The following is a 15253-nucleotide window of genomic DNA, read 5'->3' on the forward strand; positions in this document are numbered from 1 at the left end:
GAGGCATCCGCGCTGCCTGCCGGCGTCTAATTATTAGCGGTTCCCCGTCGGAGGTCGCCGCGACCGGCGGGGGCGTGAGGGCGATGGTGGCGTGATGGCGTACCGGTCGAACCCGGGGCCAGGCAGAACCCGTTTAGAGTCTCGCGCCCCCGAGCGCGCGAAACTGATTGGGAGCCAGGCCGCGGATTGCATCAGGGCCAGCGGCCATGAGCCGCGCAGACAGGCCGGACACATGACCGCACCCGACCGCGGCGCCGATCGTCAAATCGCCCTTGCGTCGAAGGGGCCGTCCACACAAGCCTCTAAGCCGGACGTATCTCGCACGCCGGGTTGGTGGGCGGCGGCGTGCCAAAACAAAGATATACCAGCGGCCGCGCGCAGCTTCAGCGGTCAAAGCAAGCGGCCGCTGGTATGAATCGGGGCGGCGGCGCGCGGCGTTTGCCGCCATGCACAGCCCGCGATAGAAACCAAAAGCTTGCCGGGCGATGACGAGCCCCGCACGAGAAGGAACATGCCCTTGCGGATGCGCGCTGCCCTGCCGGCCCTGCTCGCGGGCCTCCTCGCGGGATGCGAGAGCCTGCCCGGCGTGAGCATGCCGGCCCTGACCCTGCCGGACTTCTCCTTCCTGCGGCCCGCCACGGAGGGCGAGGCGCCGCCGCCCGCGCCCATCGCCGCCGCCGCCGAGCAGGCGCCCCGCGGAACGGACCCGCTGGCCGCCTTCGCCGCGAGCGCCACGCCGGGCGCGACGGGCGTGGTCGAGGGGCAGCCCGCGCGCCTCGTGCGCGTCTATCACGCGGCCAGCGGGCGCGAGTGCCGGGAGGTGCTGCTCGGCGCGGGCCTGTCGCAGCGCGCGGCGGTGGCCTGCCGCCAGCCCGATGGCAGCTTCGCCTCCTCGCGGCCCCTGCTGCAGGGCGGGCGGCCCTAGCCGGCCATGGAGCGCCGGGCGCCCCGCGCGATCCTGGAGGATTCGGGCTTCTGGCGCGCGGCCCGCGTCCAGGCCGGCGTGATCGGCGCGCTGATCCTGCGCGAGATCCACACGCGCTTCGGGCGGCGCAACCTCGGCTTCGTCTGGCTGTTCCTCGAGCCGGCCATCCTCGCCGTCGGGGTGAGCATCATCCGCGCCGTCCGGCGCGAGGCCTTGCCGGGCGGCCTGGACATCGTGGCCTTTTTCACCATCGGCTACACGCTCTTCTACCTGCAGCGCGCCGTGATCGCGCGCGCCGCCCACACGGCGGAGGGCAACCGCGCCATCCTCGCCCATGCGCGGATCACGCTGGAGGACATCCTCATCGCACGCACCCTGCTGGAAACCGGCGCGGTGATGATGACGGCGCTGATCTTCGTCGTGCTGATCGGCGTCTTCTCCGGGGTGTGGCCGCGCAGCATCGTCCAGATGGGCATCGGCTTCGTGCTGTTCGGGCTGATGGCGCACGGCTTTGCGCTGGTCGTGCTGTCGCTGGCGCGCTTCGACGCCGACGTGCTGGACAGGATCATCCACCCGCTGATGTATTTCTCCATCGTCATCAGCGGCGTGTTCTTTATGGTCTGGTGGCTGCCCAAGCCCTATCAGGACGTGGTGCTGCTGCTGCCGCTCATCCATCTGTTCGAGTTCGTCCGCGAGGGGCAGTTCGGCCCCGACATCCCCTATCATTACGATCTGGTCTATGCCGGCGCCTGGATTTTGGTGCTGAACGTCTATGGCGGGCTGGCGCTGCGGCGCGCCCGGCCCTTCCTGCTGGAGTGAGCCGCGATGCTGCGCCTGCGGGGCGTGCGGAAGACCTATGTCGAGGCGGGCCGCCCCCGCGAGGTGCTGCGCGGCGTGGACGCCACCATCCACATGGGCGATGCGGTGGGCATACTGGGGCGCAACGGCTCGGGCAAATCCACCTTGCTGCGGATCATGTCGGGCCGCGAGCAGCCCACCGCCGGCGTGGTGGAGCGGCGCATGACCGTCTCCTGGCCGCTCGGCTATGACGGCGGGGTGCACGATGCGCTGACAGGGGCGGACAATGCCCGCTTCCTGGCCCGCGTCTATGGCCGCCCCCCCGGCTGGGTGGTGGATTTCGTGACAGAGTTCTCGGAACTCGGCCACGAGATGCATGAGCCGGTGCGGACCTACTCGGCAGGCATGAAGGCGCGGCTGAGCTTCGCCCTCTCGCTTGCGGTGGATTTCGACTGCTATCTTCTGGACGAGGTGACCTCCGCCGGGGATGCCCGCTTCAACGCCAAGTGCCGGCAGGCGCTGCTGGCGCGGCGCCGGCGCAGCGCGGTCATCCTGGTCTCGCATCACGAGGAGACGGTCAGGACCTTCTGCCGCCACGCCGCGGTGCTCAAGAGAGGCAGGCTCACCTTCTATGAAGATATGGACGAAGCTTTCGCCCGCTACGCCGAGTTCTGAGCGTCGCCTCGCCCGCGACCCCCGCCTGCCGGAGCGGCAGGAGGATGCGCGCATGGTGCTCGGCTATGCCGGCGGCCTGGAGGAGGGCGGGCCGCCCCGCCGGGCGCTGCCCGGCTTCGTGCGCCGCCATCCCTTCAGCTTCGCCGTGCTGCTGCCCACCTTCCTGATCGCGCTCTACTTCTTCGCCATCGCCACCCCGCAATACATTTCCGAGACGCAGTTCGTGCTGCGCAACCAGGCGGCCCCGACCAGCGTCAGCGGGCTTTCGGGGCTGGTGGGGGCGGCCGGCGGCCTGCCGACCACGACGGAGGAGGAGCGCAGCGTCGCCGCCTATCTCGTCTCGCACGACGCGATCCGCGAGGTGCGGCAGCGGATGGACCTCGTCGCCGTCTTCCGGCCCGAGGGGGCGGACCCGATCTCGCGCCTGTGGTGGGCGAACCCCTCGGCCGAGCGGCTGCGCGACCATTTCCGCAACCAGGTGAGCGTGGTGCCGGACGCCTACACCGGCATCATCACGATGACGGTGCGCACCTACAGCCCGCGGGAGAGCCTCGATCTGGCCCGGCTGCTGCTCGAGCTGGGCGAGCGCCGCGTGAGCGAGATGAACCAGCGCCTGCTGGACGAGACGCTGCGCGTCTCGCGCCAGGAGGTGGAGCGCGCCGAGGCGCGCGTGGCCCGCGCGCAGGAGGCGCTCACCGCCTTCCGGCAGCGCGAGCAGGCGCTGAACCCCAGCCGCTCGGCCGAGCTGACGGTGGGCAGCATCGCCGCGCTGGAGGCGGATGCGGCGCGCATGCGCACCGAGCTGCAGCAGCTCCAGGCCTTCGCGCGCCCGAATGCGCCGCAGGTGCAGGCGCTGCGCGAGCGCATCCGCGCCACCGAACAGCAGATCCAGGAGGAGCGCGCGCGGGTGGCCAGCGCCAGCCAGGGCGTGACGCAGCAGATGGCCGGTTTCGAGCGGCTGCAGCTCGAGGCGGAGTTCGCCGCGCGCATGCTCGCCGCCGCCGTGGCCGGCTTCGAGCAGGCGACGACCAACGCCCAGCGCCAGCAATTCTTCCTCCAGCGCATCGTCGAGCCCAACCTCGCCGAGCGCTCGCTCTATCCGCGGCCGGTGATGTTCACGCTCTACGCCTTCGCCGGCCTTTCGCTCGCCTATGGTCTCGTGTGGCTCATCGTCGCCGGAGTGAGGGAACATGCGGTCTGACAGCTTCTGGCCGGCGCTGGCCGGCGCCCTGCTGCTCGCGGCCGGGCCCGCGCTGGCGCAGCTTCCGGCCAGCATCCCCTTCGGCGCGGCCGGGGCGGCGAACCAGCGCGCCGCGGCGGCCCAGGCGCTGGGCCTCGGCCTGCCGCAGGCGGGCAACCCGCTGCTGACGCCGGATTCCGGCGTGGCCCGCCAGGGCACCGCCACCGAGGCCGAGGCGGGGGCGCGCATCGTCCGCCCGCTCGGCGAGCCGCCGCGCCCCGCGGGGCAGACCATGGCCGTCTTCGGCGCCGCCATCTTCACCGGCCAGGCCGCCACCACCTCCGACGCGCCCAACCCGAACTACGTCCTCGCCATCGGCGACCGGGTGACGGTGCGCGCCTGGGGCGCGGTGGACGCCGAGGTCACCGCCATGGTGGACCCGCAGGGCAACATCTTCATCCCGAATGTGGGCCCGGTGCGGGTGGCCGGCGTGCGCGCGGGCGACCTGCAGCAGACGCTCGAGGCCGAAATCCGCCGCATCTACACCCAGCAGGTGCAGATCTACGCGGTGCTCGCCTCGGCCCAGCGCATCGGCGTCTTCGTCACGGGCTTCGTGCGCACCCCGGGCCGCTTCGCCGGCACCGCGGCCGACAGCCCGCTCGACTTCCTGGTGCGCGCCGGCGGCGTGGACCCCACGCGCGGCAGCTATCGCGACATCCAGCTCCTGCGCGGCGGGCGCACCGTCGCCACCATCGACCTCTACCGCTTCCTGCTGGAGGGCCGGCTGCCGCCCATCCGCATGCAGGAGGGGGACACGCTGCTCGTCGGCCGCCAGCGCGCCCTGGTGGGGGGGGATGGGGCGGTGCGCAACAACTACCTCTTCGAGGTGGGCGGGCGCGTGATGTCGGGCCGCGAGCTGATGGACCTCGCCCGCCCGCTGCCGGCGGCCACCAACGCCGTGATCCAGGGCACGCGCGAGGGCCGCCCCTGGTCGCGCTACGTCACGGTGCGCGAGCTCGCGGGCGTGACGCTGACCGACCAGGACGTGGTGACCTTCATCACCGACAGCCCCGCGCCCACGGTGCGCGTCACCGTCGAGGGCAGCCGCATCGGCCCCTCCGTGCTGGTGACCGACCGCGACGCCACACTCTGCCAGGTGCTGGACTACATCGCGGTGGACCCGCGGCTCGCGGACACGCGCAGCGTCTTCCTGCTGCGCCAGAGCGTGGCGGCGCAGCAGCGCCGCGCCATCCAGGAGGCGGCGGACCGGCTGGAGCGCCAGCTCTTCACCGCCGTGGCGCAGACCCAGGGCGTGGCCAGCATCCGCAACACCGAGGCGCAGCTCGTCTCGAGCTACCTGCAGCGCGCGCGCACCGCGACGCCGGACGGGCGGGTGGTGGTGATGGACAGCAACGGCCGCTGCGGCCCCGTGCGCCTCGAGGACGGCGACATCATCGTGATCCCCGACCGCAGCGACACGGTGTTCGTCGCCGGCGAGGTGAGCTCGCCCGGCGCCATCCTCTGGCAGCGCGGCCTGACGCTGGACGACTACATCCGCCGGGCGGGCGGCTTCAGCCAGCGGGGCAGCGCCTCCACCGTCTTCCTGCGCCGCCCCTCGGGCGAGGTGCTGCTGGACGGCAGCCGCGCGGAAATCCGCCCGGGCGACGAGATCATCGTCGGCCCCAGGCTGGATCCGCGCTACCTGCAGCTCGGCATCGACCTCACGCAGATCGTGTTCCAGACGGCGGTGGCCGCGCGGGCCTTCCGGTGATACGGGCGGCGGCCGCGCCGGGCGGCCGCCCGCCTTATACCAGCGGCCGCTGATTTCGACTCCTGAGGAGCCGGTGCGGCCGCTGGTATGCCTTTGTTTTGGCGCGCAGCCGCCACACCGGGTCCCATCGAAGCAAAGCTTCGATGGGGGCCCGTCAACCCTGCGCGCGATACGGTCGGCATGTCATGCCGACCGTATCACATACGCGTGGCATGCCATGCCGCCCGTCTCGCGCGCCAAGGCAGGGCCAAATCACCGACTGCCGCTGTGAGGGCGCCCGGGCGCGGCATTGAAGCCCCGGGGCCGGCCCGGTAGAAGCCGCGCAACCCCCACACAGCAGGACTCGCGCCCTCATGCCCGCCTGGCAGTATGTTTATGTGATGAAGAACCTCACCAAGTCCTACCCGGGCGGGCGTGAGGTGTTCAAAGGCATCACGCTCTCCTTCCTGCCGGATGCGAAGATCGGCGTGCTCGGCCCGAACGGCGCGGGGAAGTCCACGCTGATGCGAATCATGGCCGGGCGGGATCAGGATTTCGGCGGCGAGGCCTGGGCGGCCGAGGGCGCGCGCGTGGGCTATCTCGAGCAGGAGCCGCAGCTCGACCCGACCAAGACCGTGGGCGAGAACGTGCGCGCGGCCTTCACCGAGCTCGAGGCGCAGCTCAAGCGCTTCAACGAGATCAGCGAGAAATTCGCCGAGGAGATGAGCGAGGAGGAGATGAACGCCCTCCTCGCCGAACAGGGCCAGCTCCAGGAGAAGATCGACGCCGCCGATGGCTGGGAGCTCGATCGGCGCATCGACATCGCGCTCGATGCGCTGCGCTGCCCGCCGGCCGACAGCCCCGTGACCAACCTCTCGGGCGGGGAGCGCCGGCGCGTCGCCCTCTGCCGCCTGCTGCTCGAGAAGCCCGACCTTCTGCTGCTCGACGAGCCGACGAACCATCTGGACGCGGAGAGCGTCGCCTGGCTCGAGAAGACGCTGCGCGACTACCCGGGCGCGGTGCTCGTCGTCACCCACGACCGCTACTTCCTCGACAACGTGACCAACTGGATCCTCGAGGTGGACCGCGGCCGGGGCTACCCCTACCAGGGCAACTACTCCGCCTATCTCGAGCAGAAGCGCAAGCGCCTTGAGCAGGAGAACCGCGAGGAGCAGGCGCGAATCCGCGCCCTGGCGGCCGAGCAGGAGTGGATCGGGCGCAGCCCCTCCGCCCGCCAGGCGAAGAACAAGGCGCGCATCCAGCGCTACGAGGAGCTGCTGGAGAAGAGCCAGGAGCGCGGGCCCGGCGAGCTCGAAATCCTCATCTCGCCGCCGCCGCGCCTCGGCAACACCGTCATCGAGGCCGAGGGGCTGCGCAAGGGCTACGGCAACCGGCTGCTGATCGACGACCTCTCCTTCAAGCTGCCGCCCGGCGGCATCGTGGGCGTGATCGGCCCCAACGGCGCGGGCAAGACCACGCTGTTCCGCATGATCACCGGCCAGGAGAAGCCCGACGCCGGCACGCTGCGCATCGGCGAGACGGTCAGCCTCGGCTATGTGGACCAGTCGCGCGACAGCCTGGACGACAAGAAGACCGTCTGGGAGGAGATTTCCGGCGGCGACGACGTGATCAACATCGGCAAGCGGCAGATCCCCTCGCGCGCCTACACGGCCGCCTTCAACTTCCGCGGCGCGGACCAGCAGAAGCGCGTGGGCGTGCTCTCGGGCGGCGAGCGCAACCGCGTGCACCTCGCGAAGATGCTGCGCGTGCCGCACAACGTGCTGCTGCTCGACGAGCCGACCAACGACCTCGACGTGGACACGCTGCGCGCGCTCGAGGAGGCGCTGATGGAGTTCGCGGGCTGCGTCGTGGTGATCAGCCACGACCGCTGGTTCCTCGACCGCCTCGCCACGCACATCCTCGCCTTCGAGGGCGATTCCCACGTCGAGTGGTTCGAGGGGAACTTCCAGGCCTATGAGGAGGACAAGCGGCGCCGGCTCGGCAAGGACGCGACCGAGCCGCACCGCATCAAGTACCGCCCGCTGGTGCGCTGACACGGTCGGCATGACATGCCGACCGTATCGCGCGCAGGGTTGGTGTGGCGGCTGCGCGCCAAAACAGGGACATACCAGCGGCCGCACCGGCTCCTCAGGAGTCGAAATCAGCGGCCGCTGGTATGAGGCGCGCGCGCCCCGCCCCCTGGCCATGGAGCCGAGTGCGCCCGCGATCCTGCCCGCCTTCGCCGGGCGGCGGCTGGAGATCGGCCCCGACGAGATCGGCCTCGCCTGCCGCTACAAGGCCGGGCCGAACATCCGCTCGACGGATGAGGGCGGCCATGCGGATGCGCTGCTGCCCCGCGGCGTGCCCGTCGGCTACTACGCGCGCACGCGGCGCGACCGCCGCCTCGCCCTGATCGCGCCCGGCATGGTCAAGCGGGGCGAGGCGCTGCGCGCCCACCGCTGCCCCACCACCTTCGCGCTGATCCGCGTGGGCGAGGCGCGCGCGGCCGCCTTCGCCCGCGCCTGGGAGGAGATCGAGGCCGACCCGCCGCTCTTCCTCGCCATCGGCGGCAATTGCGCGCAGGTGATCTTCGGCGCGCTGGTGCGGGCAGGCGCCATGCCGCGCCGGCTCATCGCGCCCGGCAGCCCGGATGCGCTGTTCCGCGCCCTGCAGCGCGCCCACCCCGAGGCGCGCATCGCCACCGGCTTCGCCAGCTTCCTCGCCGACGGCGCGGGCGGCTACCGCGTGGAGCTCGCGGCATGAGCCACCTCCTCGCCGCCCCGCGCAGCGTCACCACCGCCCGGCTCTCGCTGCTGCCCCCCGGGCCCGAACACCTGCCCGACCTCATCCGCCTCAAGGCCGACGAGGCGGTGTTCGGCTTCATGCTGCACGGCACCCGCACGCCCGAGCGCACGCGCGAGGAGCTGGAGGACGACATGGAGTTCTGGCAGGTGCGCGGCTACGGCACCTGGTCGGTCTTCGAGCGCGGGACGGGCCGCTTCCTCGGCATCGCGGGGCTGATGGAGCGCCCCGACGGGCGGGGCGTGGCCGTGCGCTTCGCTCTCTGGCCCGAGTATCGCGGCCGCGGCTATGCGCGCGAGGCGGCGCGCGCCGCGCTGGAGTTCGGCCACGCCGCGGGGCTGGCGCGCATCATCGGCGTCGCACGCGAGACAAACACCGCGAGCCGCGCGGTGCTGACCGAGATCGGCATGCGCCCCTGCGGCGAGTTCATGAACCGCGGCCATCGCATGATGGTGTACGAAAGCCTCGCGCCGCGCTGAGGGCGGCCGCGCGCCCATGCGAAAAGGGCCCGCCGCCAGCGCCTGGCGACGGGCCCGTGGCGGGAGGGCGCGGCCGGCTGGCGGCCGCGCGCCGGATCAGACGCTGTAGTACATCTCGAACTCGACCGGGTGCGGGGTGTGCTCGAAGCGGTACACCTCGCTCCACTTCAGCTCGATGTAGCTCTCGATCTGGTCCTTCGAGAACACGTCGCCGGCCAGCAGGAACTCGTGGTCCGCCTCGAGCGACTGCAGCGCCTCGCGCAGCGAGCCGCACACCGTCGGGATGCCCTTCAGCTCCTCCGGCGGCAGGTCGTAGAGGTCCTTGTCCATGGCGTCGCCCGGATGGATCTTGTTCTTGATGCCATCGAGGCCGGCCATGAGCATGGCGGCGAAGGCGAGGTAGGGGTTGGCGCCCGGGTCGGGGAAACGCACCTCCACGCGCTTGGCCTTCGGGCTCGTCGCGTAGGGGATGCGGCAGGAGGCGGAGCGGTTGCGGGCCGAATAGGCCAGCAGCACCGGGGCCTCGAAGCCCGGGATCAGGCGCTTGTAGCTGTTGGTCAGCGGGTTGGTGAAGGCGTTCAGCGCCTTGGCGTGCTTGATGATGCCGCCGATGTAGTAGAGCGCCGTCTCGCTGAGGTCGGCGTAGCCGTTGCCCGCGAAGAGCGGCTTGCCGTCCTTCCAGATGGACTGGTGCACATGCATGCCCGAGCCGTTGTCGCCGTAGATCGGCTTCGGCATGAAGGTGGCGGACTTGCCGTAGCTGTGGGCGACGTTGTGGATGCAGTACTTGTAGATCTGCATCTGGTCGGCCATCTTCACCAGCGTGTTGAACTTCATGCCCAGCTCGTGCTGGGACTGCGCCACCTCATGGTGGTGCTTCTCGATCACCACGCCCATCTCGCCCATGGTGGAGAGCATCTCGGCGCGCAGATCCTGCTCGCTGTCCACCGGCGGCACGGGGAAATAGCCGCCCTTCACGCTGGGCCGGTGGCCCATGTTGCCCTCGGGGAAGTCCTTCAGGCTGGCCTGCGGCCCCTCGACGCTGTCGAGCTGATAGATGCCGTAGTTGCCGCCCGTGCCGAACTTCACGTTGTCGAAGATGAAGAACTCCGCCTCGGGGCCGAAGAAGGCCGTGTCGCCGATGCCGGTGCTCTTCAGATACTCCTCGGCCTTCTTGGCGGTCGAGCGCGGGTCGCGCGAGTAGCGCTGGCCGGTCGAGGGCTCATAGATGTCGCAGAAGAGGATGAGCTGCGGCTTGGCCGAGAAGGGGTCCATGCAGGCCGAGGAGGCGTCCGGCATCAGGATCATGTCGGACTCGTTGATCGCCTTCCAGCCGGCGATCGAGGAGCCGTCGAACATGATGCCTTCCTCGAAGGTGTCCGGCTCGATGGTGGAGACGTGCTGGGCCGTGTGCTGCCACTTCCCGCGCGGGTCGGTGAAGCGGAAGTCCACGTACTCCACGCTGTTCTCCTTGATCATTTCCATGACCTTGGAGACGGCCTCGGGGGAATTCATCGCCATGTCGCTGTCCTGTTGTCCTGCGTCCCTGTTGGAGTTGCCCCGCCCCGCCCCTCGCCGAGAGGCCCTGCGCGGCCGCCGCATCCGCGGCCAGGGACGCCCCCGAGCCGCGCATGCCGCGCTGTGCCGGTGGCCGCGCCCGGGCCCGGCTGGGCCCCGCGCGCGGCCGGAAACTCAGACCGCCTCCTCGCCGCGCTCGCCGGTGCGGATGCGGATCACCTCCTGGATGTCGGAGATGAAGATCTTGCCGTCGCCGATGCGGCCCGTGCGCGCCGCCTGCTGGATGGCCTCCACCGCGCGCTCCACCATGTCGTCGGCGCAGACCACCTCGATCTTCACCTTGGGCAGGAAGTCCACGACGTATTCGGCGCCGCGGTAAAGCTCGGTGTGGCCCTTCTGCCGGCCGAAGCCCTTGGCCTCGACGACGGTGAGGCCCTGCAGCCCGATCTCGTGCAGCGCGTCCTTCACCTCGTCGAGCTTGAAGGGCTTGATGATGGCCTCGATCTTCTTCATCGCATCCAACTTCGCTGTGAACGGGCGGAAGGCGGCCCGCGGCGTTTCCCCGGCGCCGCCGCGCAGGTCGTCCCGCCCGCGCCGGAGGCCGGGCTGTTTTGCACGCGCGCCGCGGAGCGCGCAATCGTCGCTTCCCTCTGAAACTCCCCCTGCCAGCCCCTGGGTTAGCCTGCCGCTTGGGCAGACTGCCTGCATCGCGGGCATGCCCTCCCTGCGCCGGCGGCGTTGGGCGGGGGGGGCGGCCCATGCTAAGGGTGCGGGCCGACACGCCTTCCGGGGGTTTCCGCCGTGCAGCCGATGAACCAACTGCTCTCCGCCACCGGCACCACCATCTTCACGGTGATGTCGGCGCTGGCCGCCCAGCACGGCGCGATCAACCTCGGCCAGGGCTTTCCCGACTATGACGGCCCGGCGGACGTGATCGAGGCGGCCGCCGCCGCGCTGAAGGACGGGCGCAACCAGTATCCGCCGATGACCGGCGTGCCCGAGCTGCGCCGTGCGGTCGCCGAGGCCAACCGCCGCTTCTACGGGCTCGAGGTGGACCCGGACCGCGAAGTGGTCGTCACCTCCGGCGCCACCGAGGCCATCACCGCCTGCCTCATGGCCGTGCTCAATCCGGGCGACGAATGCGTGCTGATCGAGCCGCTCTACGACACCTACCTGCCCGTGGTGCGGCTGCTCGGCGCCACGCCGCGGCTCGTGCGCCTCGCCCCGCCGAAATGGGAGCTGCCGCGCGCCGAGCTCGCCGCCGCCTTCGGTCCGCGCACCAAGGCCATCCTGCTCAACACGCCGATGAACCCCACGGGCAAGGTGTTCACCGCGGCCGAGCTCGCCTTCCTCGCGGAGCTGATCCAGCGGCACGACGCCTATGCCGTCTGCGACGAGGTCTATGAGCACCTGACCTATGACGGCTGGAGGCACATCCCGCTGATGAGCCTGCCCGGCATGCGCGGGCGCTGCATGCGCATCGGAAGCGCGGGCAAGACCTTCAGCCTGACGGGCTGGAAGGTCGGCTACGTGACCTGCGACGCCGCGCTGCAGCCCAATGTGGCCAAGGCGCACCAGAACCTCACCTTCACCACGCCGCCCAACCTGCAGCGCGCGGTGGCCGTGGGGCTCGCCAAGGAGGACGCCTATTTCGAGAGCCTCTCGGCCGAGCTCGCCGCGCGGCGCGATCTGCTGACCCAGGGGCTGAAGGGGCTGGGCTTCGCCACCCTGCCCGTGCAGGGCAGCTATTTCGTGACGGCCGACATCCGCTCCATCGGCTATGCGGGCGACGACGTGGCCTTCTGCCGGCAGATCACGGAGGAGGCGAAGGTGACGGCCATTCCCGTCACGGCCTTCTACGCGGGCGAAAATCCGCCGAACCACTACGCGCGCTTCGCCTTCTGCAAGAATGAATCGGTGCTGCGCGAGGCGCTCTCCCGGCTCGGCGCCTGGATCGAGGCGCGCCGCGCCGCGCCCCGCGCGGCCAGCGCCTGAGGCTCAGGCCCCGGGGCGCGCCGCGCGGCCATGCGGCGCGCGCGGGCCCCGGTGGTTGACGCCCCCGCCGCCCCGGCCCTATTCCCCCCGCCACTGCGGCGGCCTTAGCTCAGTTGGTAGAGCGCCAGGTTGTGGTCTTGGATGTCACGGGTTCGAGTCCCGTAGGTCGCCCATCCTTCCCTTCCGTCCCCCTCTGCTTGCCTTCCGGCTCGCGCCCGGGCGAGGATCGCGCATCCCCTCGCGCCGGGCCAGCAGGGAGGTCCGCCATGCACGCCCCGACCGCGCCGTCCGAGGCCGCGCTCGGCCCGCCGCCGCGGCCTGCGCGCCCGCTCGCGCGCCATATCGCCCTGCTCGCGGCCATGCTGCTGGCCCCCGCGCTGGGCCTCGGGGTGATGACCGCCATCGATCAGACCCGGCGCATCCGCGAGGGGCTGGAGACCGCCTTCTTCTATGCCGGCCGCGCGGCCGCCGTCGCCGTGGTGAAGGAGCTGGAGACGCGCGTCTTCCTGCTCGGCGCGCTTGCGGGGGCGCGCAGCCTCGAGGGCGGCGAGGAGGATCGCGAGGGGTTCCGCGCGCGCAGCCGCGCCGCGCTGGAGGCCTTCGGCGGGCGCATCCTGTTCCTTCCGGGCCCCGAGGGGGCCTCGGGCCCCGCCGAGCCCGATGCGCCCGGCCTGCTGCAGCAGATGGCCGAGGCCGCGCTGGCCCGGGGCGAGCCCGCCTTTCCCCTGCTGCCGCAACCCGAGGGGCGCGTCATGCCCTTCGTGCTGGTTCCCGTGGAGCGCCCGCATGCGCGGCTCGGCGCGCTCGGCATCCCGATCGACCCCGCGGTGCTGGACGCCGCGCTGCGCCTGCCGGAACTGCCCGAGGGCAGCGCCCTCTTCCTGCTCGGGCCCGGCGGAGAGGTGATCGCCCGCTCCTCCGAGGCGGTGCTGCCCGGCCTCGCCCGCTGGCCGGAGGATCAGACGCCCGCGCTGCGCGCCGCCCTCGGCATGGGTCTCGTGCCCGCGCGGCTCGGCGCCGCGGATCTGTTCATCCAGGCCGAGCCCGTCGAGCGCAGCGGCTGGACCGTGGTGGTGGCGGAGCCCGCGGCCGCCTTCGCCGCCCGCTGGCGCGCGCCCGCGCTGCGCTATCTGGCCGGGGCGCTGGCCATCCTCGCCGCGGGGCTGCTGGCGGCGGGCTGGTTCGCCCGCCGGCTGCTCGCCGCGCTGCCGGGGCGGGCCGAGGCGGCGCGCAACCCCGGCGCCGCCCTGCGCGTGGCGGAGTTCGAGGCGGCCGAGTCGGCGATCCGCGCCGCCCAGGCCGCGCTGCGCCGCGAGGCCGACCGCGCGGCCGCCGTGGCCGCCGAGAACAGCCGCCTCGCCCGCGAGGCGGAGAACGACCGCCGGCTGCTGCGCTCGGTGATGGAATCCGCGCCCGACCCGATCTTCGTGAAGGACCGCGCGCTGCGCTACGTCATGGTGAACGAGGCGACGGCGCGCGCCATGGGCCGCCCCGCGGAGGCCATCCTCGGCCGGCGCGACGCCGACCTCCTCGCGCCCGACTTCGCCGAGCGCCTCGCCGCGCAGGACCGCGCGGTGATGGCCGAGGGCCGTCCCCGGGAGTTCGAGGACCAGCTTCCGCCCGACCGCGAGGGGCGCGCCATCGTCTTCCTCACCACCAAATCCCCCTGGCGGCGCGCCGATGGGCGGCTTGCGGGCGTGGTCGGCATCTCGCGCGACGTGACGCGCCGGCGCGAGGCCGAGGCGCGGCTGCGCGCCGCCGAGGACGCGATGCGCCGCCTCGCCCGGGCCGACAGCCTGACGGTGATGAGCGTGGGCATCGCCCATGAGCTGAACCAGCCGCTGACCGCCTCGGCCAACTATCTCGGCGCGGCGCTGCGCTGGCTCGACCGCGCGGGGGGCGAGGGCCCGGCCATGGCCGAGGCGCGCGCGGCCATCGCCGAGGCCGCGGCCGAAACCCAGCGCGCGGGCGCCATCCTGCGCGGCCTGCGCGACTTCATCGACCGCGGCGAGGCCGGGCAGTCGGAGGTGGCGCTCGCCCCGCTCATCGCCGAGACGGTGGCGCTGCTCGCCGCCGCGCGCGGGGGCGAGGAGCTGCCCGTGGCGCTGGAGCTGCCCGAGACGCCGGTCTTGGTCCGCGCCGACCGGCTGCAGCTCCAGCAGGTGCTGGTCAACCTGCTGCGCAACGCCATCGAGGCCACCGAGGGCCAGGCGGAGCGCGGCCTCGCCGTGCGGCTCTGCGTGCAGGGGGCGCAGGCGCGGCTCAGCGTGCTCGACCGCGGCCCCGGCCTCGCGCCCGAGGTCCGCGCGCGGCTCTTCGAGCCCTTCGTCTCCACCAGCGCGCAGGGCATGGGCATGGGCCTGTCCATCTGCCGCACCATCGTCGAGGCGCAGGGCGGGCGCATCGCCGCCGAGGACCGGCCCGGCGGCGGGGCCGCCTTCGTCATCCAGCTTCCCGTCGCCGAGGAGCGTCCATGAGCGAGACCGTGCATGTGGTGGACGATCACGCGGCGGTGCGCCGCTCCCTCGCCGCGCTGCTCGGCGCGGCGGGCCATGCGGTGGCGCTGCACGAGAGCGGCGAGGCGCTGCTGGCGGAGGCCGAGGGCGGCCTCGGCGGCGGCTGCGTGATCCTCGACGTGCGCATGCCGGGCATGGACGGGCTCGAGGTGCTGGCCGCCCTGCGCGCCCGCCCTGCGCCGCCGCCCGTGGTGCTCGTCACCGGCCACGCCGACATCCCGCTCGCCGTGCGCGGCATGCGCGCGGGCGCCTTCGACTTCGTGGAAAAGCCCTACACCGAGGCGCGCATCCTCGGCGCGGTGGAGGAGGCGCTGGCCGCCGCGCGCGCGGCCGGCGCGGCGCGCGAGCATGCGGCCTCCGCCCGCCGCCGCCTCGCCCTGCTCTCGCCGCGCGAGGCGGAGGTGCTGGCGCTGCTGGTCGAGGGGCTGCCGAACAAGCTGGTGGCCGCGCGGCTCGGCATCAGCCCGCGCACCGTGGAGGTGCACCGCGCCAATCTGATGGAGAAGCTCGAGGCGCGCAGCCTGCCCGAGGCGGTGCGGCTGCACCTGCTGGCGGGGCAGTCGCCCTCCGGCTGAAGCCGTGCCAAGCTTCCTGCCCAAGGCAGGAGGGAGGAAG

At 72.3% G+C, this 15253-nt stretch carries 13 protein-coding genes and 1 tRNA gene; 12 read left to right on the plus strand and 2 right to left on the minus strand.

The window, feature by feature from the left end:
- The first annotated feature begins 523 nt into the window (after positions 1-523).
- The 8 genes from H596_RS0105435 (at position 524) to H596_RS0105470 (ending at position 8609) form a co-directional block, all read left to right on the plus strand.
- Complete coding sequence (locus H596_RS0105435) at positions 524-925, plus strand: DVU3141 family protein (protein WP_027284028.1); 402 nt, start codon at positions 524-526, stop codon at positions 923-925.
- Positions 926-931: 6 nt separating this feature from the next.
- Entirely contained in the window at positions 932-1744 is an 813-nt protein-coding gene (locus H596_RS0105440) for an ABC transporter permease (RefSeq protein ID WP_027284029.1), read from the plus strand.
- A 6-nt stretch (positions 1745-1750) separates the two neighbouring features.
- Complete coding sequence (locus H596_RS0105445) at positions 1751-2398, plus strand: ABC transporter ATP-binding protein (RefSeq protein WP_027284030.1); 648 nt, start codon at positions 1751-1753, stop codon at positions 2396-2398.
- 52 nt (positions 2399-2450) lie between these two features.
- A complete protein-coding gene (locus H596_RS20255; RefSeq protein ID WP_051212440.1) occupies positions 2451-3599 on the plus strand; it encodes a hypothetical protein in 1149 nt (382 codons plus the stop codon).
- The gene (locus H596_RS20260; RefSeq protein ID WP_051212442.1) at positions 3589-5349 is read left to right on the plus strand and encodes a polysaccharide biosynthesis/export family protein; all 1761 of its coding nucleotides are present in this window, start codon (positions 3589-3591) and stop codon (positions 5347-5349) included. Before H596_RS20255 ends, H596_RS20260 begins: the two co-directional genes overlap by 11 nt.
- A 353-nt stretch (positions 5350-5702) precedes the next feature.
- Complete coding sequence (gene ettA / locus H596_RS0105460; RefSeq protein ID WP_027284031.1) at positions 5703-7382, plus strand: energy-dependent translational throttle protein EttA; 1680 nt, start codon at positions 5703-5705, stop codon at positions 7380-7382.
- A gap of 151 nt (positions 7383-7533) precedes the next feature.
- Complete coding sequence (locus tag H596_RS0105465) at positions 7534-8091, plus strand: hypothetical protein (RefSeq protein WP_027284032.1); 558 nt, start codon at positions 7534-7536, stop codon at positions 8089-8091.
- Entirely contained in the window at positions 8088-8609 is a 522-nt protein-coding gene (locus H596_RS0105470) for a GNAT family N-acetyltransferase (protein ID WP_027284033.1), read from the plus strand. Before H596_RS0105465 ends, H596_RS0105470 begins: the two co-directional genes overlap by 4 nt.
- 96 nt (positions 8610-8705) lie before the next feature.
- Here the strand turns inward: H596_RS0105470 and glnA are convergent, their stop codons facing one another.
- Positions 8706-10130, minus strand: a complete 1425-nt coding sequence (gene glnA / locus H596_RS0105475; protein WP_027284034.1) for a type I glutamate--ammonia ligase — start codon at positions 10128-10130, stop codon at positions 8706-8708.
- A gap of 171 nt (positions 10131-10301) precedes the next feature.
- Positions 10302-10640 carry a P-II family nitrogen regulator gene (locus H596_RS0105480; RefSeq protein WP_027284035.1) on the minus strand — a complete coding sequence of 113 codons (339 nt, stop codon included), beginning with the start codon at positions 10638-10640 and terminating at the stop codon, positions 10302-10304.
- Positions 10641-10937: 297 nt separating this feature from the next.
- Between H596_RS0105480 and H596_RS0105485 the strand changes: the two genes are divergently transcribed.
- From H596_RS0105485 to H596_RS0105500, 4 genes are all read left to right on the plus strand, one after another.
- A complete protein-coding gene (locus H596_RS0105485; protein WP_084602602.1) occupies positions 10938-12122 on the plus strand; it encodes an aminotransferase in 1185 nt (394 codons plus the stop codon).
- 98 nt (positions 12123-12220) lie between these two features.
- Positions 12221-12293, plus strand: a tRNA-His gene (locus tag H596_RS0105490).
- Positions 12294-12388: 95 nt separating this feature from the next.
- Complete coding sequence (locus tag H596_RS22765) at positions 12389-14599, plus strand: sensor histidine kinase (RefSeq protein WP_051212443.1); 2211 nt, start codon at positions 12389-12391, stop codon at positions 14597-14599.
- Positions 14596-15213, plus strand: a complete 618-nt coding sequence (locus tag H596_RS0105500; RefSeq protein WP_027284037.1) for a response regulator transcription factor — start codon at positions 14596-14598, stop codon at positions 15211-15213. Before H596_RS22765 ends, H596_RS0105500 begins: the two co-directional genes overlap by 4 nt.
- Positions 15214-15253 lie beyond the last annotated feature (40 nt).

The sequence above is a fragment of the Rubritepida flocculans DSM 14296 genome (genome assembly GCF_000425365.1).
Taxonomy (GTDB): domain Bacteria; phylum Pseudomonadota; class Alphaproteobacteria; order Acetobacterales; family Acetobacteraceae; genus Roseococcus; species Roseococcus flocculans.

Excerpts from the sequence above, each read along its gene's own strand:
- H596_RS0105485 (WP_084602602.1), top strand. The coding sequence starts at position 10,938 with ATGAACCAACTGCTCTCCGCCACCGGCACCACCATCTTCACGGTGATG.
- H596_RS0105500 (WP_027284037.1), top strand. The coding sequence starts at position 14,596 with ATGAGCGAGACCGTGCATGTGGTGGACGATCACGCGGCGGTGCGCCGC.
- H596_RS0105445 (WP_027284030.1), top strand. The coding sequence starts at position 1,751 with ATGCTGCGCCTGCGGGGCGTGCGGAAGACCTATGTCGAGGCGGGCCGC.
- H596_RS0105435 (WP_027284028.1), top strand. The coding sequence starts at position 524 with ATGCGCGCTGCCCTGCCGGCCCTGCTCGCGGGCCTCCTCGCGGGATGC.
- ettA (WP_027284031.1), top strand. The coding sequence starts at position 5,703 with ATGCCCGCCTGGCAGTATGTTTATGTGATGAAGAACCTCACCAAGTCC.
- H596_RS0105480 (WP_027284035.1), bottom strand. The coding sequence starts at position 10,640 with ATGAAGAAGATCGAGGCCATCATCAAGCCCTTCAAGCTCGACGAGGTG.
- H596_RS0105440 (WP_027284029.1), top strand. The coding sequence starts at position 932 with ATGGAGCGCCGGGCGCCCCGCGCGATCCTGGAGGATTCGGGCTTCTGG.
- H596_RS0105470 (WP_027284033.1), top strand. The coding sequence starts at position 8,088 with ATGAGCCACCTCCTCGCCGCCCCGCGCAGCGTCACCACCGCCCGGCTC.
- H596_RS0105465 (WP_027284032.1), top strand. The coding sequence starts at position 7,534 with ATGGAGCCGAGTGCGCCCGCGATCCTGCCCGCCTTCGCCGGGCGGCGG.
- glnA (WP_027284034.1), bottom strand. The coding sequence starts at position 10,130 with ATGGCGATGAATTCCCCCGAGGCCGTCTCCAAGGTCATGGAAATGATC.
- H596_RS20255 (WP_051212440.1), top strand. The coding sequence starts at position 2,451 with ATGGTGCTCGGCTATGCCGGCGGCCTGGAGGAGGGCGGGCCGCCCCGC.
- H596_RS20260 (WP_051212442.1), top strand. The coding sequence starts at position 3,589 with ATGCGGTCTGACAGCTTCTGGCCGGCGCTGGCCGGCGCCCTGCTGCTC.
- H596_RS22765 (WP_051212443.1), top strand. The coding sequence starts at position 12,389 with ATGCACGCCCCGACCGCGCCGTCCGAGGCCGCGCTCGGCCCGCCGCCG.